Source organism: Streptosporangium sp. NPDC051022, from assembly GCF_040683035.1.
Taxonomy (GTDB): Bacteria; Actinomycetota; Actinomycetes; order Streptosporangiales; family Streptosporangiaceae; genus Streptosporangium.
The window spans coordinates 85759-109651 of sequence record NZ_JBFBCF010000013.1 but is presented as its reverse complement, the minus strand read 5'-3'; the positions used below and the strand labels follow the sequence as shown (position 1 = coordinate 109651).

The 23893-nt window shown below is 70.8% G+C and carries 9 protein-coding genes; 7 read left to right on the top strand and 2 right to left on the bottom strand.

The window, feature by feature from the left end; all coding sequences use genetic code 11:
* Positions 1-21 precede the first annotated feature (21 nt).
* From AB0N02_RS22030 to AB0N02_RS22005, 6 genes are read left to right on the top strand one after another with little or no spacing between them, the layout of a single operon-like run.
* Positions 22-13386, top strand: coding sequence for an amino acid adenylation domain-containing protein (locus AB0N02_RS22030; RefSeq protein WP_363949444.1), 13365 nt, complete (start codon positions 22-24; stop codon positions 13384-13386).
* A 25-nt stretch (positions 13387-13411) separates the two neighbouring features.
* On the top strand, positions 13412-14437 hold the full coding sequence (locus AB0N02_RS22025) for a hypothetical protein (protein WP_363949441.1): 1026 nt from the start codon (positions 13412-13414) through the stop codon (positions 14435-14437).
* A 2-nt stretch (positions 14438-14439) separates the two neighbouring features.
* Positions 14440-15429: an aminotransferase class I/II-fold pyridoxal phosphate-dependent enzyme gene (locus AB0N02_RS22020; protein WP_363949438.1), complete on the top strand. Its 990-nt coding sequence runs from the start codon at positions 14440-14442 to the stop codon at positions 15427-15429.
* A gap of 35 nt (positions 15430-15464) precedes the next feature.
* A complete protein-coding gene (gene hppD, locus AB0N02_RS22015; RefSeq protein ID WP_363949436.1) occupies positions 15465-16529 on the top strand; it encodes a 4-hydroxyphenylpyruvate dioxygenase in 1065 nt (354 codons plus the stop codon).
* Complete coding sequence (locus AB0N02_RS22010) at positions 16526-17638, top strand: alpha-hydroxy acid oxidase (RefSeq protein ID WP_363949434.1); 1113 nt, start codon at positions 16526-16528, stop codon at positions 17636-17638. Before hppD ends, AB0N02_RS22010 begins: the two co-directional genes overlap by 4 nt.
* A complete protein-coding gene (locus AB0N02_RS22005) occupies positions 17635-18933 on the top strand; it encodes a PLP-dependent aminotransferase family protein (protein ID WP_363949431.1) in 1299 nt (432 codons plus the stop codon). Before AB0N02_RS22010 ends, AB0N02_RS22005 begins: the two co-directional genes overlap by 4 nt.
* Positions 18934-19027: 94 nt before the next feature.
* On the opposite strand, the gene AB0N02_RS22000 is transcribed toward AB0N02_RS22005, so the two are convergent.
* Entirely contained in the window at positions 19028-20836 is a 1809-nt protein-coding gene (locus AB0N02_RS22000; RefSeq protein ID WP_363949428.1) for a glycoside hydrolase family 15 protein, read from the bottom strand.
* Between the two features lie 44 nt (positions 20837-20880).
* Entirely contained in the window at positions 20881-21978 is a 1098-nt protein-coding gene (locus AB0N02_RS21995; RefSeq protein ID WP_363949425.1) for an enolase C-terminal domain-like protein, read from the bottom strand.
* Positions 21979-22122: 144 nt separating this feature from the next.
* On the opposite strand from AB0N02_RS21995, the gene AB0N02_RS21990 reads away from it, so the two are divergent.
* A complete protein-coding gene (locus tag AB0N02_RS21990) occupies positions 22123-23889 on the top strand; it encodes a thiamine pyrophosphate-binding protein (protein ID WP_363949422.1) in 1767 nt (588 codons plus the stop codon).
* Positions 23890-23893 lie beyond the last annotated feature (4 nt).

Here is a 23893-nt window from a genome sequence, read left to right as displayed (position 1 = left end):
TATTCCAGTCGGAGGAAGACCATGATCCCTCTTTCCTACGCGCAGCAGCGCCTGTGGTTCATCGAGCAGTTGGAGGGCCCGAGCGCCCTGTACAACACGCCGCTCGTGCTTCGGCTGGACGGCCGGATCGACGCCGGGGCACTGGAGGCAGCCCTGGGCGACGTCGTGGCCAGGCACGAGTCGCTGCGGACGACCTTCCCCTCCGCGAACGGCGCGCCGTACCAGGAGATCCTGGCGGAGGACGCTCGTCCGGTGCTGGAGGTGCGTTCCTGCGCGGACGGCGCCGAGACACGGGCGGCGGTGGAGCAGGCGGTCGGGTACGTCTTCGACATCTCGGCCGAGTTGCCGGTGCGGGCCTGGCTGCTGTCGCAGTCCGATGACGAGCACGTACTGGTACTGCTGCTGCACCACATCGTCAGTGACGGCTGGTCGGTCGGCCCGCTCTTCGAGGACCTGCGGGCGGCCTACGAGGCGCGGCTGGCCGGGCGGGCTCCCGTCCAGGAGCCACTGCCGGTGCAGTACGCCGACTACGTGCTGTGGCAGCACGATCTGCTCGGTGTCGCCGAGGACCCGGAGAGTCTGCTGAGCAGGCAGCTGGCCCACTGGCAAGTCGCGCTGGAGGGAATGCCCGAGGAACTGGCGCTGCCCTACGACCGGCCCCGGCCGGCCACCCCCAGCCACCGCGGCGGTGTGGCGAGCTTCGCCCTGGACACCGAGCTGCACGCCGAGCTCACCCGGATCGCCACCCGGCACCAGGTCAGCCTCTTCATGCTGCTCCAAGCCGCCGTGGCCACCCTCTACACCCGCCTCGGCGCCGGCACCGACATCCCCCTCGGCACCCCCATCGCCGGACGCACCGACGAAGCACTCAACAACCTCATCGGCTTCTTCGTCAACACCCTCGTCCTACGCACCGACCTATCGAAAAACCCCACCTTCACCGAACTCCTCACCCGAGTCCGCACCACCAACCTCGACGCCTACACCCACCAGGACATCCCCTTCGAACGACTCGTCGAACACCTCAACCCCACCCGCACCCCCGCCAGACACCCCCTCTTCCAGACCGCCGTCACCCTCGACAGCCAAACCCCCCTCCCCGACGACTTCGCCGACCTGCCCTGCCACGAGTACCCCTTCGACCTGGACATCGCCAAGTTCGACCTGGCCTTCACCTTCACCGAAACCACCTCCGGCCTCACCGGCACCCTCGAATACGCCACCGACCTGTTCGACCACCAGACCGCCACCACCCTGACCGAACGGCTCCTGCGAGTGCTGCTGGCGGTCGCCCATGACCCAGGGCGGCCGATCGGCGCCATCGACGTCCTGGCTCCGGAGGAGCGGGCGGAGATCCTGGACGAATGGAACGACACCGCCGGGCCGGTTCCCGGGGGGAGTCTGCCCGAGTTGTTCGCCGAGCAGGTGGCGCGCACCCCGGACGCGGCGGCGCTTCGTCAGGGCGAGCAGGTTCTGACCTACGCGGAGCTGGACGCCCGCGCCGACCGGCTGGCACGACGGCTGGCGGTGGCGGGGGTGACCAGGGAGACGCCGGTGGTGCTGTTCCTGGAGCGTTCCCTCGACATGGTGATCGCCGTCCTGGGGGTGCTGAAGGCGGGGGGCATGTACGTGCCGCTGGATCCCCGCTATCCGGCCTCACGCATCGAGGTGATACTGCGGCAGAGCGGGGCTCGGCTGGTCCTGGGTGACAAGGCCGCCCAGCGGGTGACGTTCCCGGATGACATGACCGTGCTTGAGGTCGCCGCCCTGCTGAGTGAACCGGATGTTGCTCCTACAGGGCGAAATATGCCCATTTATCATGACCAGCTGGCGTATGTCATGTTCACTTCGGGTTCCACCGGTGTGCCCAAGGGCGTGGCCGTCACCCACCACAACATCACGGCCCTGACCGCCGACACACAGTTCCGCACCCAGGCCCACCGCCGGGTACTGGTCCACTCCCCCCTGGCCTTCGACGCCTCCACCTACGAACTATGGGTACCACTGCTGTCCGGCGGCCAGATACTCATCGCACCCCCCGGCGAACTGGACCTGGACGCGATGAGCACCCTGCTCATCCGGCAACGCCCCACCGCCGCCTTCTTCACCACCGCCCTGTTCAACCTGCTGGCCGAACACGACTCCCGCCCCCTGGCCGGCCTGCACGAAGTATGGAGCGGCGGCGAAACCGGATCGGTCACCGCCATGCGCCGAGCCGTCGACCACTGCCCCGACCTCACCTTCGTCCACGTCTACGGCCCCACCGAGACCACCACCTTCGCCACCGACCACCCCGTCCGCCGCCCCTTCGACTACCAGAACGTCCCCCCCATCGGCCGCCCGATGAACAACACCCAGGTCTACATCCTGGACACCTCACTCCAGCCGGTCCCCACCGGCACCGCGGGCGAGCTCTACATCGCCGGCACCGGACTTGCCCGCGGCTACGTCGGCAGACCCGCCCTGACCGCCGAGCGCTTCGTGGCCTGCCCCTTCGGCAAGCCGGGCGAGCGGATGTACCGGACCGGCGACGTGGTCCGCTGGAACACCACCGGCGACATCGAATTCGTCGGCCGCGCCGACGACCAGGTCAAAATCCGCGGCTTCCGCATCGAACCAGGCGAGATCGAAGCCGCCGTCACCGACCACCCCGCCATCCGCCAGGCAATCGTGATCGTCCGCGAGGACCGCCCCGGCGACAAACGCCTGGTCGCCTACACCGTCGGCGACGCCACCCCCGACCAGATCCGCGCACACGTCACCGACCGGCTGCCCGCCTACATGGTGCCCACCGTGATCACGCTCGACACCCTGCCCATCACCGTCAACGGAAAGGTGGATCGTCGCGCGCTACCGGCACCGGAGTCCGGCACGACCACCGATGGGCGCGCTCCGCGCACCCCCCGCGAGGAGATCCTGTGCGGCCTGTTCGCCGAAATCCTCGGCGTCGAGCGGGTCGGCATCGACGACGGCTTCTTCGAGCTGGGCGGCCACTCGCTGCTGGCCACCAAACTCGTCAGCCGCATCCGCACCGTCCTGGGAGTCGAACTGCCCATCCGGGCACTGTTCCAAAACCCCGACGTGGCCCGCCTGGACCGCTACCTGACCACCGAACAAGCCACCACGCTACGGCCCCCGCTGCTCCCGGCCACCCGCCCCGGCCAGGTACCGCTCTCCCACGCCCAGCAACGCCTGTGGTTCATCGAACAGCTGGAAGGCCCCAGCGCCCTCTACAACACCCCCCTCGCCGTCCGGCTGAACGGCCCCCTCGACACCGGGGCACTGGAAGCCGCCTTGGCCGACCTGGTGGCCAGACACGAATCACTGCGGACGATCTTCCCCTCCATGGACGGCGTGCCGTACCAGAAAGTCCTGAACGATGCCCTGCCGACGCTGGAGGTGCGGACCTGCGACAGCGACGAGCAGGCGCGGGCGATCGTGGAGGAGCTGGCGCTGGGCGTCTTCGATATCGCGGTGGACGTCCCGCTCCGGGCCTGGCTGCTGTCCCGTTCCGATGGCGAGCACGTACTGGTACTGCTGCTGCACCACATCGCCGGAGACGGCTGGTCACTCAAACCCCTCTTCGACGACCTGGCCACCGCATACCAAACACGCCTGACTGGACAGGCACCCACCTGGCAGCCCCTGCCGATCCAATACGCCGACTACGCACTCTGGCAGCACGATCTGCTCGGTGTCGCCGAGGACCCGGAGAGTCTGCTGAGCAGGCAGCTGGCCCACTGGCAGACCGCGCTGGAGGGAATGCCCGAGGAACTGGCGCTGCCCTACGACCGGCCCCGACCGGCCACCCCCAGCCACCGCGGCGGCATCGCGAGCTTCGCCCTGGACACCGAGCTGCACGCCGAGCTCACCCGGATCGCCACCCAGCACCAGGTCAGCCTCTTCATGCTGCTCCAAGCCGCCGTGGCCACCCTCTACACCCGCCTCGGCGCCGGCACCGACATCCCCCTCGGCACCCCCATCGCCGGACGCACCGACGAAGCACTCAACAACCTCATCGGCTTCTTCGTCAACACCCTCGTCCTACGCACCGACTTATCACGAAACCCCACCTTCACCGAACTCCTCACCCGAATCCGCACCACCAACCTCGACGCCTACACCCACCAGGACATCCCCTTCGAACGACTCGTCGAACACCTCAACCCCACCCGCACCCCCGCCAGACACCCCCTCTTCCAGACCGCCGTCACCCTCGACAGCCAAACCCCCCTCCCCGACGACTTCGCCGACCTGCCCTGCCACGAGTACCCCTTCGACCTGGACATCGCCAAGTTCGACCTAGCCTTCACCTTCACCGAAACCACCTCCGGCCTCACCGGCACCCTCGAATACGCCACCGACCTGTTCGACCACCAGACCGTGGTCACGCTGACAGAGCGGCTGATCCGGGTGCTACGAGCGGTGGCCGACGATCCGGAGTGCGCGATCGGCGACATCGACGTTCTCGCCTCGCAGGAGCGGGAGCGGTTGCTGACCGGCTGGAACGACACCACCACCCCACCGACCACCGGAACACTCCACCACCTGTTCACCGCACAGGCCATCCGCACCCCCCACGCCATCGCCATCACCTGCGGCGACACCCACCTCAGCTACGCCGACCTCGACACCCACGCCAACCGCCTGGCCCAGCAACTCACCACCACCCACATCGCCCCCGACACCCCCATCGCCCTCCTCATGGAGCGCTCCCCCACCCTCGTCATCACCATCCTCGCCATCCTCAAAAGCGGCGCAGCCTACCTCCCCCTCGACCACCAGCACCCCACCGAGCACCTCCAGCGCATCCTCACCGACGCCCACGCCACCCTCCTGCTCACCGACACCACCCACCACGACCATCAACTCACCCGCACCACCCCTCTGCCCACCCTGACCATCCCCCCCGCCACCGACCTGCCCGCCACCCACCCGCTCACCCCACCCCCACCCGACACCACCCAGCCCGGCCACACCGCCTACGTCATGTTCACCTCCGGCTCCACCGGCACCCCCAAAGGCATCACGATCACCCACCAGAACGTGATCGACCTGGCCCACAGCCGCTGCTTCGACGGGATCATCGCCCGGAGCGTGCTGCTGCACTCGCCGACCGCGTTCGACGCCTCGACCTACGAGCTGTGGGTGCCGCTGCTGTCGGGCGGCCGGATCGTCATCGCTCCCCCCGGACGGCTGGGCACCGCCGACTTCGCCCGGCTGCTCTCCGGCGGTCAGGTCGGTGCCCTGTGGATGACGGCCGGTCTGTTCAACCTGGTGGCGCAGGAGGCCCCGGAGTCCTTCGCGAGCGTCCGCGAGGTGTGGACCGGCGGCGACGTGGTCTCGCCCGCCGCCGCACGCCAGGTGCTCCGGAGCTGCCCCGGCCTGGTGGTCGTGGACGGCTACGGTCCCACGGAGACCACGACCTTCGCCACCAACCACCCGATGCGCTCGGCCGACGCCGTCCCCGCCTCGATCCCCATCGGCCGCCCGCTGGACAATATGCGGACCTATGTCCTGGACGCGGGGTTGCAGCCGGTCCCCGCCGGCACCGCGGGCGAGCTCTACATCGCGGGTGCGGGTCTGGCCCGCGGCTACGTCGGCAGGCCGGGCCTGACCGCTGAGCGCTTCGTGGCCTGCCCCTTCGGTGCGCCGGGCGAGCGGATGTACCGGACCGGCGACGTGGTCCGCTGGAACACCACCGGCGACATCGAGTTCGTCGGCCGCGCCGACGACCAGGTCAAAATCCGCGGCTTCCGCATCGAACCAGGCGAGATCGAAGCCGTCGTCGCCGGGCACCCGTCGGTCCAGCAGGTCGTCGCGGTGGTCCGTGAGGACCGGCCCGGCGACAAACGCCTGGTCGCCTACGTCACCGGAGAGGCCACCCCCGACCAGATTCGCGAGTACGTCGCCGACCGGCTCCCGGCCTACATGGTGCCCGCCGCGGTCATGGTCCTCGACGCGCTACCGGTCACCGTCAACGGCAAGATCGACCGCAGGGCACTGCCCGCCCCCGAGACGGCCACCGGCACCGCCAGCGGACGCGGCCCGCGCACCCCCCGCGAGGAGATTCTGTGCGGCCTGTTCGCCGAAATCCTCGGCGTCGAGCGGGTCGGCATCGACGACGGCTTCTTCGAGCTGGGCGGCCACTCGCTGCTGGCCACCAAACTCGTCAGCCGCATCCGCACCGTCCTGGGAGTCGAACTGCCCATCCGGGCACTGTTCCAAAACCCCGACGTGGCCCGCCTGGACCGCTACCTGACCACCGAACAAGCCACCACGCTACGGCCCCCGCTGCTCCCGGCCACCCGCCCCGGCCAGGTACCGCTCTCCCACGCCCAGCAACGCCTGTGGTTCATCGAACAGCTGGAAGGTCCCAGCGCCCTCTACAACACCCCCTTCGCCGTCCGGCTGAACGGCCCCCTCGACACCGGGGCACTGGAAGCCGCCTTGGCCGACCTGGTGGCCAGGCACGAATCGCTGCGGACGATCTTCCCTTCCATGGACGGCGTGCCGTACCAGAAAGTCCTGGGTGACGTCCGCCCGGTGCTGAACCTGACGGGTGAGCTGGAGGAGATCGTCGGCCGTACCTTCGACCTGTCGGTGGACATCCCGCTCCGGGCCTGGCTGCTGTCGCAGTCCGATGACGAGCACGTGCTGGTACTGCTGCTGCACCACATCGCCGGAGACGGCTGGTCACTCAAACCCCTCTTCGACGACCTGGCCACCGCATACCAAACACGCCTGACCGGACAAGCACCCGCCTGGCGACCCCTGCCGATCCAGTACGCCGACTACGCACTCTGGCAACGCGACCTGCTCGGCGGCCTCATGGACGAACAACTGACCCACTGGCAGCACACCCTCGACGGGATGCCCGAGGAACTGGCGCTGCCCTACGACCGGCCCCGGCCGGCCACCCCCAGCCACCGCGGCGACCTCGCCGAATTCCAGGTGGACGCCGAGCTGCACGCCGAGCTCACCCGGATCGCCACCCGGCACCAGGTCAGCCTCTTCATGCTGCTCCAAGCCGCCGTGGCCACCCTCTACACCCGCCTCGGCGCCGGCACCGACATCCCCCTCGGCACCCCCATCGCCGGACGCACCGACGAAGCACTCAACAACCTCATCGGCTTCTTCGTCAACACCCTCGTCCTACGCACCGACCTATCACAAAACCCCACCTTCACCGAACTCCTCACCCGAATCCGCACCACCAACCTCGACGCCTACACCCACCAGGACATCCCCTTCGAACGACTCGTCGAACACCTCAACCCCACCCGCACCCCCACCAGACACCCCCTCTTCCAGACCGTCATCACCTTCGACAACCAGACTCGCGCGGAGCTGGACTTCGCCGGACTGCGCGGGGTCATGGAGGCGGTGGGCGAGGCGCACGCCCAGTTCGACCTCAATTTCACCTTCACCGAGACCGCCGACGGCCTGACCGGCGCGATCGAGTACGCCTGTGATCTCTTCGACCACGGCACCGTGACGGCCCTGGCCGAGCGGCTGATCCGGGTGCTGCGGGCGATCACCGACGATCCGGGGCGCGCGATCGGCGGCATCGACGTCCTGGCTCCGGAGGAGCGGGAGCTGCTGCTGGTCACGCGGAACGACACCGCCTCCGACACCGACTTCGGCCGCTGTGTCCACGAGCTGTTCGAGGCCGGGACCTCCGCTCACCCCGACGCGGTCGCCGTGGTCTTCGGCGACACCCGCGTCACCTACGCCGAGCTCAACGCCCGCGCCAACCACATCGCGCACACCCTGCTGGAGCGAGGACTGGCCGCGGAGGAGCCGGTGGCCGTGCTGATGGAGCGGAGCGTGGAGCTGGTCGCCGCGATCCTGGCGGTGGCCAAGGCGGGCGGCACCTACGCGCCGCTCGATCCCCGCTACCCGCTGCCCCGGCTCCGGCATGTCCTGGACGCCACGGACGCCCGCTTCGTCCTGATCGACACCGCGCACACCGGGCATCCGATCGCGCAGGACCCGCTCAGGAGCATCCTGGAGATCACCGGCTCGTGCGCCGTCCCGGCGAATCCGGCCCGGCGGGTCCACCTCGACCAGCTCCTCTACGTGATGCACACCTCGGGTTCGACCGGTCTGCCCAAGGGCGTCGGGGTCACCCACCGCAACGTCGTCGACCTGCTGGCCAATCCGCAGTTCCTGACCGGTGCCCACGAGCGGACGCTGCTGCACTCGCCGACCGCGTTCGACGCCTCCACCACGGAGATCTGGGTGCCCCTGGTCACCGGAGGCCGGATCGTCCTGGCTCCGCCGGGCGCGCTGGACGCGCACACCCTGGCCAGGACCGTCGCCGAGCACCGGGTGACCCTGGTCCAGGCGCCCTCCGGGCTGCTCAGCGTGCTGGCCGCGGAGTCGCCGGAGAGTTTCCGCGAGGTCCGCCAGGTGTGGACGGGCGGCGACGTGGTCTCGCCCGCCGCGGTCCGCGACCTGATGGCGGCGTGTCCGGAGACAACGGTCGTCGCGGTCTACGCCCCCACGGAGACCACGGCCATCAAGACCTGCCACACCATGACCGCCGCCACCGGCGTCCCCGCGACGGTCCCCATCGGCCGCCCGATGCGCAACACCCGGGTCTACGTCCTGGACACCTCGCTCCTGCCGGTCCCGGCCGGGATCGCGGGCGAGCTGTACATCGCCGGCACCGGACTGGCCCGCGGCTACGTCGGCAGGCCGGGCCTGACCGCCGAACGCTTCCTTGCCTGCCCCTTCGGCGAACCGGGCGAGCGAATGTACCGCACCGGTGACATGGTGCGCTGGAACGCCTCCGGTGAGCTGGAGTTCGTCGGCCGCGCCGACGAACAGGTCAAGATCCGCGGCTTCCGGGTGGAGCTCGGCGAGGTCGAGGCGGTCCTGGCCGACCACTCCTCGGTACGGCGCGCACTGGTGATCGCCAGGGAGAACCGCCTGGTCGCCTACGTCACCGGTGAGGGCGACCCCGAGCAGGTACGCGCCTACGCCGCGAGCAGGCTGCCGGACTACATGGTGCCCGCCGCGGTCATGGTCCTCGACGCGCTACCGGTCACCGCCAACGGCAAGGTGGACCGCCGGGCACTGCCCGCCCCGGACTTCGGCGCGGCCGGTGGGCGCGGCCCGCGCACCCCCCAGGAGGAGATCCTGTGCGGCCTGTTCGCCGAGATCCTCGGCGTCGAGCGGGTCGGCATCGACGACGGCTTCTTCGACCTGGGCGGCCACTCGCTGCTGGCCACCAAACTCGTCAGCCGCATCCGCACCGTCCTCGGCGCCGAGGTGTCCATCCGGGAGCTCTTCCAGCACCCGGATGTCGCCAGGCTCGGCCGCCACCTGGTGGAAACCCGGCAGGACGACATCCGCCCGCTGCTGCTCCCGGTCGTCCGCCCGGAGCGGGTGCCTCTCTCCCACGCCCAGTCGCGGCTGTGGTTCATCGAGCAGATGAAGGGCACGGGCGGGCTCTACAACTCGCCGCTGGCACTGCGGATCTCCGGCCCGCTGGACCTTGCGGCCCTGCGGGCGGCGCTGGGCGACGTGGTGGAGCGGCACGAGGTGCTGCGCACGGTGTTCCAGGTCGCGGGCGGCGTGCCGTACCAGAAGGTCCTGAGCGGGGTGCGTCCCGAGCTGCGCGTGCGGAGCGTCAGGGACGAGCGGGAGCTGCGCGAGTCCCTCAAGGAGGCCCAGGGTCACACCTTCGACCTGTCGGCCGAGCTGCCGCTGCGGGCCTCGCTCTTCGCCCTGGGCGACCGGGAACACGTGCTGGCGCTGGTCATGCACCACATCGCCGGGGACGGCTGGTCCATCGGAGCGCTCCTGCGCGACCTGGGCGAGGCCTACGGGGCGCGGCTGGCCGGGCGGGCGCCGGCCTGGGCACCGCTGCCGGTGCAGTACGCCGACTACGCGCTGTGGCAGCGGGAGCTGCTCGGCTCGGAGGAGAACGGCGACTCCCTGCTGAGCGGGCAGCTCGCCTACTGGCGGAGCGCGCTGGCGGGTGCCCCCGAGGAGCTGACGCTGCCCTGCGACCGGCCCCGCCCCGCGGTCTCCAGCAACCGGGGCGACTCGGTCGAGCTGCGGCTCGGGCCCGCGACGCACGCCGCCCTCGCCGCCCTGGCCAGGCGGGAGAACGCCAGCCTGTTCATGGTGATCCAGGCGGCGCTGGCCACCCTGCTCGGCAGGCTCGGCGCGGGCACCGATCTGCCCATCGGCACCGTGATCGCCGGACGCACCGACGACGCCCTCGACGACCTGGTCGGCTTCTTCGTCAACACGCTGGTGCTGCGCACCGACCTGTCGGGCGACCCCGGATTCACCGAGCTGCTCGGCCGGGTGCGGGCGCTCGACCTGGACGCCTACGGCCACCAGGACGTGCCGTTCGAGCGGCTGGTGGAGGCGCTCAACCCGGCCCGCTCGATGGGCAGGCATCCGCTCTTCCAGGTGATGCTGACGCTGCACGACACCGCGGGGAACACCCCTGAGCTGTCCGGGCTGCGGGCGGAGCTCATGGAGCTGGAGACCGACGCCGCCAAGTTCGACCTGTCCTTCGGACTGTGCGAGAACCACGCCGAGAACGGTGCCCCCGCCGGTCTGACCGGGGTGCTGGAGTACGCCACCGACCTGTTCGACCGGGCCACGGCCGAGCGGCTCGCCGAGCGGTTCGTCCGGGTGCTCGACGCGGTGGCCGCAGACCCCGGCCTGCGCGTCAGCCAGGTGGACGTCCTGACCGCCGCCGAGCGCGAGCAGCCGCTGCGCGGCGCGGAGTTCACTCCGGCGGCGGGGACGCTGAAGGACCTCTTCGAGGCGCAGGCGGCCCGCACCCCCGACAGGGTCGCGCTGACCTTCGGCGAGGAGCAGCTGACCTACGCGGAGCTGGACGTCCGGGCCAACCGGCTGGCGAACCTGCTGGTCGCGCACGGGGTCGGGCCCGAGCGCTTCGTCGCCCTGTCGCTGCCGCGCTCGCCGGAGCTGGTGGTGGCGATCATCGCGATCCTCAAGGCGGGCGGCGCCTACGTGCCGATCGACCCCGGATATCCGGCCGAGCGCATCGCCTACACCCTCCGGGACGCGGCCCCGGTCCTGCTGATCGGCACCACCTCGACCGTGGCCGGGCTGCCCGCCTGCGCGCTGCCGTACCTGCTCCTCGACGACCTGGACCTCGGCGCCTGCGCCGGGACCAGCCCTGCGACGGAGCTGACACAGGAACACCCCGCCTACGTCATCTACACCTCAGGCTCGACCGGCAGGCCCAAGGGCGTGGTGATCCCGCACGGCAACGTGGTCCAGCTGATGGCCGCCACCGAGCGGCACTACTCCTTCGGGCCCGACGACGTGTGGACCCTGTTCCACTCCTACGCCTTCGACTTCTCGGTCTGGGAGCTGTGGGGTCCCCTCCTGTACGGCGGCCGCCTGGTCGTGGTGCCCTTCGAGGTCAGCCGCTCGCCACGGGAGTTCCTCGGCCTGCTGGCCAGGGAGCGGGTCACCGTGCTCAACCAGACCCCTTCGGCCTTCTACCAGCTCATGCAGGCCGACGGGGAGAACCGGGAGATCGGCTCGGAGCTGGCGCTGCGCAGCGTCATCTTCGGCGGCGAGGCGCTCGACCTGGGCAGGCTGGCCGACTGGTACGGCCGCCACCCCGACGACGCGCCGGTCCTGGTCAACATGTACGGCATCACCGAGACCACGGTGCACGTCTCCTACCGGGCCCTGGACGCCGGGATCGCCGCCGGGCAGAGCCGCTCGCTCATCGGGACCGCCATCCCCAGCCTGCGCGTCTACGTCCTGGACTCCACGCTGCGGCCCACCCCTCCGGGCGTGGCGGGCGAGCTGTTCGTCGCCGGCGCGGGCCTGGCGCGCGGCTACCACAACCGGCGGGCGCTGACCGCGGAGCGGTTCGTGGCCGACCCGTACGGGGAGCCGGGCACCCGGATGTACCGCACCGGCGACCTGGCCCGCTGGAACGGGCAGGGGGAGCTCGAATATCTGGGCCGGATCGACGACCAGGTCAAGATCCGGGGCTTCCGCATCGAGCTCGGCGAGATCAACGCGGTTCTCGGCGCCCAGCCGGGCGTCGCCCACAGCGCGGTCGTCGTCCGCGACGACCGGCTCGTCGGCTACCTCGTCCCGAGGACCGAGACCGGGACCGGAACCGCTGCCAGGGCCGGAGCCGATACCGGGGCCGGGGCCGATACCGGAACCTCGGGTGAGGCCGGAGCCGGGACCGGGCCCGATCTGGCCGCGCTGCGCGCCGCACTGGCCGCGACGCTGCCCGATCACATGGTGCCCACCGCGCTCGTCGTCATCGACGCGCTGCCGTTGACCCCCAACGGCAAGCTCGACCACCGGGCGTTGCCGGCCCCCGAATACTCCGCCGCCGAAGGCGGCAGAGATCCCCGCGACTCTCGAGAGGAGGTGCTCTGCGAGCTCTTCGCCGAAGCCCTCGGCCTGGCCCGCGTGGGCATCGACGACAACTTCTTCGATCTGGGCGGGCACTCGCTGCTGGCGGCCAGGCTGGTCGCGGAGATCCGCTCCAGGACCGGGCTCGACCTCGGCGTCCGTGACCTGTTCCAGGCACCCACCGTCGCCGAACTGGCCGCGCTGGGAGGATCGCCGAACCAGGAGACCTTCCCCGTGCTGCTGCCGATCAGGGCACGCGGTACGCGCAACCCGCTGTTCTGTGTGCATCCGGCGGTCGGCATCAGCTGGGTCTACACCGGCCTGCTGGGGCATCTCGACGCCGACCGCCCGATCTACGGACTCCAGGCACCCGGCCTGAGCGACCTGTCCCTCCACCCGGCCGATGTGGAGAAGCTGGCCCTGACCTACGTCGAGCAGATCAGAGCGGTCCAGCCGTCGGGCCCCTACGCCCTGCTGGGCTGGTCCTTCGGCGGGGTGGTCGCGCACGCGATCGCCGCCGAGCTCCAGGCCCAGGGTGAGCGGGTCGAACTGCTCGCCATCCTGGACGGTTACCCGGAACTCGACGAGAACCCCCCGCGCAGGGACCCCGCCCTGCTCGCCGCCATCCTCACCTCTCTCGGGCAGCCCGTGGGCGAGATCCCCGCCTGGCCGAGCACTCCCGACGACCACGCCGCACTCGTCCGGCACGGCGAGGGCCCGCTGTCCGGGCTGAGCGGCGAAGGCGTCGCCCGCGTCATCGGGGTCTTCCTGGCCAACCTGGCGCTGGCCGCGGAGAAACCGAAGCAGACCTACGACGGCGACGTGCTCTTCTTCCTCGCCGCCAAGGACCGTCCCGCCTCCGCCCCCGACCCGGCGGCCTGGCACGCCTACGTGACCGGCCGCCTTGAGATCCACCACGTTCCCGCCACACATGGCGAGCTGACCGGCGCGACCGCGCTGTCGATCATCGGTCCCGTGTTGAACTCCCACCTCTGAGAACCTCTGAGATTGGACGAAGGACATGAACAAGTACGGCATCCCCGAGCAGTGGCACGGCCAGGCGGCGACCCCGATCGCCCCGGCCGACGCCTACAACGGATACATCGCCGCGAATGTGATCTTCGCGCTGGACCGTCTCGGACTGATGGAGCGGATCGGCAGGGGCGACAGTCTCTACAGCGAGGACTACACCGAGGACCGGCGGACCGAGGCCATCCTGCGCGCCGCGACCTGCTGCGGCTACCTCAAGGCCGACGAGAACGTCTACATCCCCACCGAGGCCGGCCGTGAGATCGCCGGCTCGCGCGGCTACTTCACCTGGGCGGTCGGCGGCTACAACGAGGTGTTCGCCAACGCCGGGCAGCTCACGCAGGGCTCGCGCCGCTACGACCCGAGCGACATCCACCGCGACGAGGCGATGGTCGCGCTCGGCTCCGCGCAGTGCGACCAGTCCATGTTCGCCGCGCTGCTGGACGAGGTGCTCAACGACATCGAGTTCGGCACCATCGCCGACCTCGGCAGCGGCAACAGCGCCCGGATCAGCCGGGTCGTGGGCCGGCATCCCGGCACCCGCGGTTTAGGCATCGACATCAGCGAACCCGCCACGCTCATGGCCAGGCGCGACATCGCCGCCGCCGGCCTGAGCGACCGGGTCCAGGCCGTCCAGGCCGACGTGCTCGACGTCATCGACGAGCAGCGGCGCCTGGAGATCACCGGCGAGGTGGACACGGTGATGAGCTTCTTCCTCCTGCACGACCTGCTCGCCGACCCGAAGACCCGTGCCGACATCATGCCGCGGATGCGTGAGGCGTTCCCCAACGCCCGCAGGTTCGTCCTCGGCGACACGATGCTCCGCGACCGGATCGACCACGAGAGCATGCAGCCGATCTTCTCGGTCGGCTTCGAACTGGCCCACGCCATGATGGGCATCCCCCTGCACACCAAGTCCACCTATGACCGGCTCTTCACTGCCGCGGGCCTGCGCATCGCCAGGGTCGAGCCGTTCGCCACCCCGCACTCCTGGCTCTACGTCCTCGACGCGGTGTGATCATGAAACATCTCCTGGCGCAGAACGAGAACCCCTTCGAACCGCTGCCCTCCGTCCGCGCCGCCCTGGAGCGGGCGATCGACGACCTCAACCGCTACCCCGAGTTTCGGCCCGTCTCGCTGCCCCGGACGATCGCCGCCTGGCAGGGGGTCGAGGTCACCGAGGTGATCGTGGGCACCGGCTCGGCGGGAGTCGCGCACGACCTGTTCCGCGGCCTGCTGCGCCCCGGCGACGAGGTCCTTCACAGCAACCCCTGCTTCGACGTCTACCCGATGCTCTGCGAGATGACCGGGGCCGAATCGGTTCCCGTGCCGCTCGGCGGCGACGCCCGGCACGACCTGACGGCCATGGCCGGGCGGATCGGCGAGCGGACCCGGTTGATCGTGCTGTGCAACCCGCACAACCCCACCGGCACCGTCTACACCTGGGACGAGCTGACCGCCTTCTTCGCCCGGGTTCCCCCGTCGGCGGTGATCCTGCTGGACGAGGCGTACGTGGACTTCGCCCCCGACCTGGGCGCGCCCGAGGTGGCCGCGCGCCTGGCCGACTGGCCCAACCTCGTGGTCCTGCGCACCTTCTCCAAGTCGCACGGCCTGGCCGCGCTGCGGATCGGCTACGCGATGGCCCGCGCCGGGATCGTCGAGCGGGTCGTCCCGCACCAGGTCCCCTACACCCCCGGACAGCTCCAGCTCGCCGCCGTCCAGGCCGCGATCGCCGCCGACGACGAGGTACGGCAGCGCATCCGGCGGATCTCCCATCAGCGCGACCGGCTGCGCCGGGAGCTGATCACGCTCGGCTGGTCGGTCACGCCGAGCCGGACCAACTTCCTGTGGATCACGACGGGCGATCCCGACCGGCTCGAACTCGCGCGGGCCGCTTTCGAGCAGAACGGCATAGCCGCCCGGTTCTACCCCGGGCAGGCCATCCGGCTGGCCATCGGCGACCAGGTGGCGAACGACGCGGTGATCTCCGCGCTCTCCCTCCTGCCGTGATCACCGCACCTCCCACCCCGAAGAACGAGGGCCCCATGCCTGTTGACGTCACCTTGGACCACATCGAGCTCTACGTCGAGGACATCGCGGCGCAGATCGATCGGCTCACCGCCGGCTACGGCTTCGAGCAGCTGATCCCGCCGAGCCCCCGCGCCAACCACAAGGACCAGCTGTCGGCGCTGCTCGGCCAGGGCGGCATCCGGATCCTGCTCACCCAGCCGCTCTCCCCGTCGCACCCGGCCAGGGGCTACCTGAGGCGGCACGGTGACGGCGTGGCCGGCATCGCGCTGCGGGTGGCCGACGCGGGCGCCGTCTACACCGAGCTGATCGAGCGCGGCGCCGACGGGCTGTCCCGGCCGGTCGAGCAGTCCGGTTGCGTCGTCGCCGCGGTCTCCGCCTTCGGCGACATCGCGCACACCCTGATCGAACGCGCCCCCGGCACGCCCGCCGACCGGATTCCCGGGCTGCCCGACCCACTGCCCGGCGGCGCCGGCGGGGTCGGCCTGCGGACCATCGACCACTTCGCGATCTGCCTGCCGCTGGGGGAACTCGACAAGACCGTCCGCCGCTACAACGAGGTCTTCGGCTTCTCCACCATCTTCGAGGAGCGCATCGAGATCGGCGCGCTGGGCATGGACTCCGCGGTCGTGCAGAGCGCCGACCGGACCGTCACCTTCACGCTGATCGAGCCGCTGTCGGTGAACTCCGGCGGCCAGATCGTCACCTTCCTCGCCGACCACGGCGGCGCCGGAGTGCAGCACGTCGCCTTCGACTCGCACGACATCGTCGCCACCGTCGGCACGATGGCCCTGCGGGGCGTGCCCTTCCTGCCCGCCCCCGCGGCCTACTTCGACCGGCTGCTCGACCGGCTCACCCCGATGCGCCACTCCATCCAGCAGCTCCAGGACCTGGACCTGCTGGCCGACCAGGATCACGACGGCCAGCTGTACCAGATCTTCACCCGCTCCGAGCACCCGCGCGGCACCCTTTTCTTCGAGGTGATCGAACGGGTCCGCGCCAGGACCTTCGGCAGCAACAACGTGCGTGCCCTGTACGAAGCGGTGGAACTGCAGAACAAGGCCAACGGGGGCGCGGAATGACCCCGCTCGCCGTGACGGACTTCGCCACCGAGGCCCGGGCCGTCCTGGATCCCCCGATCTGGGACTGGCTCGACGGAGGCGCCGAACGCGAGTGGACGGTCGCGGGCAACAGGGCGGCACTCGACCGCATCGCCCTGATCCCCCGCGTCCTGGTCGACGTCTCCCACTGCGACACCAAGACGACGCTCATCGGGAGCGGGGCGAGCCTGCCCGTGGCGATCGCGCCGGTGGCCTACCACCGGCTCTTCCACCCGGACGGGGAGCTGGCCACCGCGCGGGCCGCCGCCGCGGCGGGCGTGCCCTTCACCGTGGGCACGCTGAGCAGCGTCGGCCTGGAGGAGCTCGCCGCCACCGGCGCGGTCCTGTGGTTCCAGCTGTACTGGCTGCGCGACCGTGGCAGGCTCCTGGAGCTGGTACGGCGGGCCGAGGCGGCCGGCGTCGAGGCGCTGATCATCACGGTCGACGTGCCCTTCATGGGACGGCGGCTGCGCGACGCGACCAACGGCCTGACCCTGCCCCCCACGGTCCACGCCGCCCTGCTGGACGAGGGCCCCTCCGGCCGCGCCCACCGGCGCACCGAGGACGTGTCCGCCATCGCCTCGCACACGGCCGAGATCTTCTCGCCCTCCGTCACCTGGCAGGACATCGCCTGGCTGCGCGGCCAGACCCGGCTGCCCCTGGTCCTCAAGGGCGTGCTCGACCCCGGGGACGTCGTACGCGCGGTCGCCGAGGGGGCACAGGGCGTCGTCGTCTCCAACCACGGCGGCCGCCAGCTCGACCAGGCCGTCCCCGCGACCATGGCGCTGCCCGCCGTCGTCGAGGCGGTGGCCGGACTGCCGGACTCGCGCTTCCAGGTGCTGGTGGACAGCGGCATCCGCAGCGGCTCCGACATCCTGGCCGCGCTCGCGCTGGGCGCCTCCGGCGTCCTGCTCGGCCGCCCGGTGATCTGGGGCCTGGCGGCCGGGGGCGAGAGCGGCTGCGCCCGGGTGCTGTCGCTCTTCGAGGTCGAGCTGCGCAACGCCCTGGGGCTGGCGGGCTGCCCCGACCTCCGGTCCGCGTCGCGCCTGCGGGTCGCCACCATGCCCTACTTCTCGGGGAAGACCGCATGACCGTACAGACGCTCACCCAGCACGACCTGACCGACCTGCGCCTGGTGGAGCTGCACGGCTCGCTGACCGATCCGGCCATGAGCTCGATGAACCTGCTCAACGAGATCTCGATGCGCTACCCGGCGGCGATCTCCTTCGCCGCCGGGCGGCCGGCCGAGGACTTCTTCGACGTCGCCGACGTCCACGAATACCTGGACATCTTCTACGACCACCTGCGCGCCGAGCGGGGCCTGACCGAGCGGGAGGCCCGGCGCCTGCTGCTCCAGTACGGCCGGACCAAGGGGATCATCCACGACCTGATCCGCGAGCACCTGCGGGTGGACGAGGGCATCGACGTGCCCGCAGAGTCGATCGTGGTGACCGTCGGCTGCCAGGAGGCGATGTTCCTCGTGCTCCGGGCACTCGCCGCGGCGCCCGAGGACGTCCTGCTGGCCGTCTCGCCCACCTACGTGGGCCTGACCGGCGCCGCCCTCCTGGCCGGCCTGCCGGTCTGGCCGGTGCGCGACGGAGGTGAGGGAATCGACCTGGCCGACCTGCGCGCCCAGATCGACCGCGCCAGGTCCTGCGGCCTGCGGCCACGCGCCCTCTACCTGGTGCCCGACTCCGCCAATCCCACCGGGGCCAGCCTGCCCCGGTGGCTGCGGGAGGAGTTGCTGCGTCTGGCGTCGGCGGAGGACCTGCTCCTGCTGGAGGACAACCCCTACGGCTTCTTCGGCGGAGGCGAGCCGCTGCCCACCCTCAAGGCCCTGGACACCGAGCGCCGGGTCGTCCACCTCGGTTCCTTCGCCAAGACCGCCCTGCCGGGCGCCAGGATCGGCTACGTCGTGGCCGACCAGCGGGTCTCGGACGGGTCGCTCTTCGCCGACCGGCTGGCGATGATCAAGAGCATGACGACGGTGAACACCTCGCCGATCGCCCAGGCCGTCATCGGCGGCGCCCTGCTCAAACACGACTACAGCCTCCGCGCGGCCAACACCCGGCAGATCAGTCTCTATCAGCGGAATCTACGGCTCGTTCTCGACGGGTTGGCGGAACGCTTCCCGCCGGGCAGCGGGGTCACCTGGACCACGCCTCCCGGCGGCTTCTTCGTCGTCGTGACCGTTCCCTTCCCGGTCGACGACGAGCTGCTGGAGTACTCGGCGAGCCGTTACGAAGTCATCTGGACGCCGATGTCGCACTTCTGCCCGGACGGTGGTGGTGAACGGCGGCTCAGGCTCTCCCTGAGCCAGATCACGCCGGAAACGGCGGGCCCGGGGCTGGACCGCCTGGCCGCCCTGATCGGAGAGCGGCTCTGAGGGACCGTCTCCTGGCGGGCCTCCCGGCCGTCTCCGCCGGCCGGTGAGGGCGCCGGCACGCGTCACAACCGGCACGCGTCATGATCGGCACGCGTCACGACCGGCACGGGTGGTGGCGGGCGCGCTGTACGCGGGTGTCGCCGTCCTCGGCGAGCACGGCCGCGGTGTTGATGATCGAGACGTGACTGTAGGCCTGGGGGAAGTTTCCGGCCTGGCGGTGGCGGACGATGTCGTACTCCTCGGCCAGCAGGCCGACGTCGTTGCGGAGCGCGAGCAGCCGCTCGAACAGCCGCCGGGCCTCCTCGCGGCGGCCGAGCAGGGCCAGCGCGTCGGCCAGCCAGAAGGAGCAGGCCAGGAAGACGCCCTCCCTCTCCGGCGGATCGTCCGCGTCCTCGGCGCAGGGGCGGTAGCGCAGGACGAAGCCCCCCTCGATCAGTTCGCGCCGTATGGCGGCGACGGTTCCGGCGACCCGCGGATCGCCGGGTGGAAGGAACCCGAGGCGGGGAATGAGCAGCAGCGCGGAGTCCAGGTTCTTCGACCCGTAGGACTGGGTGAAGGTGTCGCGGTCCGGGTCGTAGCCGCGTGCGCAGATCTCCCGGTGCATCTCGGCGCGCAGTGCCCGCCAGTGGTCCACGGGGCCGTCGAGGCCGTGGTGTTCGACCGCGGCGACCACGCGGTCCGCCGCGACCCATGCGAGGATCTTGGAGTGGACGAAGTCGCGCGGGGATCCGCGCATCTCCCACAGCCCGTTGTCGGGCTCCTTCCACACCCCCTCCAGATAGTCCATGAGCGCGCGCTGCGCGTCCCAGGCGTCGTCGTCCGGGGCGAGCCCGGCGTCCCGGGCCACCTCCAGACAGTCGAGCACCTCGCCGTAGACGTCGAGCTGGAACTGCTCGCAGGCGGCGTTGCCGACGCGCACCGGCCACGCTCCCTCGTAGCCGGGCAGCCAGTCGACGATCCATTCGGGAATCCTGCGGCGGCCGTCGACGGTGTACATGATCTGCAGGTTGGCCGGGTTGCCCGCGACGGCCCGCAGCAGCCAGGCCCGCCAGGCGGCGGCCTCGGTGTCGTAACCGGCGTGCATCAGGGCCTGCAGGGTGAAGGTCGCATCCCGCAGCCAGCCGTAGCGGTAGTCCCAGTTGCGGGAGCCGCCGAACGCCTCGGGCAGGGAGGTGGTGGCGGCGGCGATGATGCCCCCGGTGGGCGCGTAGGTCAGCGTCTTGAGCGTCAGGAGGCTGCGCCGTACGGCCTGGCCGTACCTCCCGTCGTAGCGGCAGTGCTCCAGCCACAGCCTCCACAGCCCCTCCGTCTCGCGCAGGGACGCGAGGGCGTCGATCTGACCGGGCCGGGGCAGCCACGACTCCCGCCAGGTCAGCACGAACGGCACGACGTCCCCCTCGCCGACGGTGAAGGTGGCGGTGGTGCGGCAGGCCTGCGAGTCCGGGCACAGCTCGACGGGGCCCTGCAGCCAGGCGGCGTCGGGGCCGGCCATGGCGGCCAGCTGATCTCCGTCGTGCCGGACCCACGGTATGACGTGGCCGTAGTCGAAACGCAGCATCAGCTCGGTGGTCATCTCGACCCGGCCGCGGACGCCCTCGACGATCCGGATCACGGCGGCTCCCTCGTCCCGCGCCGGCATGAAGTCCACGACGCGTACGCATCCGCCGGGACCGTCCCAGGTCGTCTCCAGCACCGGCGTGTCCTCGCGGTAACCGCGAGCGGTGCACACTCCCCCGCCGGCCGGGGCCAGCAGCCAGCGCCCGTTGCGCGGGTCTCCCAGCAGCGCGGCGAAACAGGCCGCGGAGTCGAAGCGGGGCAGGCACAGCCAGTCCACCGAGCCGTCGCGTCCCACCAGCGCGGCGGTGTGCATGTCACCGATCAGCGCGTAGTCCTCGATGCGCATGTGGCGGCTCCTGACGGGTCGGGTCCGGGCCGCGTCGCCCTCCTTCAGGCGACACGGTATTCGGCGGCGACGTCGCGCCGCGGTGTGAGGCCGTGGCCGGGAACGTCCGGGCGGGGGCGTACGGTGCCGCCCGCGGGGTCGGCCGCGCCCTCGAACAGTTCGCTCTCGATGCGCACGTGGTCGTGGAACCACTCGATGTGGCGCAGGTTCGGGGTCGCGGCGGCCGCTGGCAGGTGGAGGTTGGGGCCGCAGTGCGCCGAGACCTGCAGGTGGTGGGCGTCGGCGACGGCCGCGGCGCCGAACCAGCCGGTGTAGCCGCCGCAGCGGGTGGCGTCGATCTGCAGGCAGTCCACGGCACCCGCCTGGCACATCCGGACGAAGTAGGTCAGGTCGCAGCCGTACTCCCCGGCGGCCACGTCGGCGTCTATCCGGTCGCGGACCAGGCGCAGGCCGGGCAGGTCGTCGGAGGAGACCGGTTCCTCGAACCAGGACACGTCCTGGTCGCGCATGCGGCCGGCCAGGCGGATCGCCTGTTTGGCGCCGTAGCCGCCGTTGGCGTCGACGTAGAGCGCGGCGTCGCCGCCGATGACCCGGCGGGCCAGGCGGACGCGGTGCAGGTCGCGGTCGGAGGCGGTGCCGCGGGACTCACCGATTTTGATCTTCACCCTGGGGATGCCCTGGTCGTGCACCCAGTGCCCCAGCTGCGCCTCGGTGGTGGCGTCGTCGTAGGTGGTGAACCCCCCGGATCCGTAGACGGGCACGTCCGGGCGGGCGAGGCCGAACAGGCGTCCCAGTGGCAGCCCGAGCAGGCGTGCCTTGAGGTCCCACAGGGCCACGTCCAGTGCGGAGATCGCGTATCCGGCGATTCCCGGCCGTCCGGCGTTGCGCACCTGGCCGACCATGGCCGTCCAGACGGCCGGGATGTCCAGCGCGTCGGCGCCGGTCACCGTCGCGGCGAGGGTCTCGGCGACGAAGGACGCCGCGACGGCGGGGGCGTAGGTCCAGCCGACGCCGGTGACCTCCTCCGCGTCCGTTTCGGCGGTCACCAGGGTCGTGGCGTCCCAGGCGAGGGTGCCGTCGGCCTCCGGCCGGTCGGTCGGCACACGGTAGGCCGCGGCGCGCACCGCGCGGATCACCGTCATCATGCCCTCCTCGCATCAAGGCACCTCGACAGGAATAAAGCCCCCATACCCCGCAAACATTTACCTAAAGGATAAAATTCTCAAAAGTGCATAATTTCCATTTGTTGCATATTTAGTGGTACATAGCGGGGCACGTTCGCAGGTATGACTGACATCGCTTCGGAGCTTCTCATCGAACGGCTGACCGCCTGGGGGGTCGACACGGTCTTCGGGCTGCCCGGTGACGGCATCAACGGGATCATGGAGGCACTGCGCCGGCACGCCGACCGGATCAGGTTTGTCCTGGTCCACCACGAGGAGGCCGCCGCGTTCATGGCGACCGCCTACGCCAAGGCCACCGGAAGGATCGGGGTCTGCCTGGCCACCTCGGGGCCCGGCGGCATCCACCTGCTCAACGGCCTCTACGACGCCAAGCTCGACCACCAGCCCGTGCTGGCCATCACCGGCATGCAGGAGACCAGCGTGCTGGGCACCGGCTACCAGCAGGAGGTCCACCTGGACCGGCTGTACGCCGACGTCGCCGACTACAACCTCGTCGTCGACAACCCCGCTCAGCTGCCCGGAGTGGTGGACATCGCGATCCGCACCGCCTACGCCCGGCGCGGTGTCGCCCACCTGTCCCTGCCGAACGACGTGCAGGTCGCCCCGGCGGGCGCCGACCCCTACCAGCACGTCGCCCCGGCCAGGCCCCCCGAGACCGCGCCGATCTATCTGGCTCCCCCGGGCCTTCCCCGGCACGAGGACCTGCAGGCCGCGGCCCAGGTGCTCAACGCCGGAGAGCGGGTCGCGATCCTGGTCGGCGCGGGCGCCCTGCACGCCCGCGAGGAGGTGCTGGCCGTCGCGGAGACCCTGGGGGCGCCGGTGATCAAGACGTTGCCCGGCAAGGCCGTCATCCCCGACGACTCGCCGTACGCGGTCGGCGGGATCGGGCTGCTGGGCACCCGCCCCGGCGAGGAACTCGTCGAGGACTGCGACACGCTGTTCATGGTCGGCACGAACTTCCCCTACACCAAGCACCTGCCCGAACCGGGTAAGGCGAAGGTGGTGCAGATCGAGGCCGACCCCACCCGCGCCGGGGTGCGCATGCCCACCGAGGTGCCGATGATCGGCGACGCCAAGGAGGGCCTGCGGGCGCTGCTGCCCCTGCTGGACCGCAACGACGACCGCGCCCACCTGCGCAGGTACCAGGAGAAGATGGCCGCCTGGCGCTCGGACATGGCGTCCCTGGAGAACCCCGACCGGGATCCGATCGCCCCGCAGTACCTCATGTCGGTCATCGACGAGCAGGCCGCCGACGACGCGATCCTCACCTGCGACTCCGGCACCATCGCCACCTGGGCGGCCCGGCACTGGACGATCCGCGGCGACCGGCGGTTCTACCTGTCGGGCAACCTGGCCACCATGGCGCCCGGCCTGCCGTACGCGATCGCCATGCAGCACGCCTTCCCCGGGCGGCAGGTGATCGCCTTCGTCGGCGACGGCGGGTTCGCGATGCTGATGGCCGAGTTCCTCACCGCCGCCAGCCACAGGCTGCCGATCAAGGTGGTGGTCAACAACAACAACGCGCTGGGCCAGATCCTGTGGGAGCAGATGGTGCTCGGCTATCCCGAGCACGGCGTCCGGTTCGGCGAGCCCTCCTCCGACTTCTCCGCCTGGGCGCGCTCCTGCGACGGCTACGGCGCCAAGGTGACCAAGGCCGACGACGTGCCGATGGCGATCGCCCAGGCGCTGACCCACGACGGCCCGGCTCTGGTCGACGTCGACGTCGACCCCAACGAGCCCCCGCTGCCCGGCAAGGTCGGCTACGAGCAGGCCAAGAACTTCGCCGAGGCCTTCCTGAGGGGGCAGCCGCACCGGGTGGCGATCGCCACGACCCTGTTCAAGGACAAGATCTCCCAGCTGGGGAGGTGAGCTC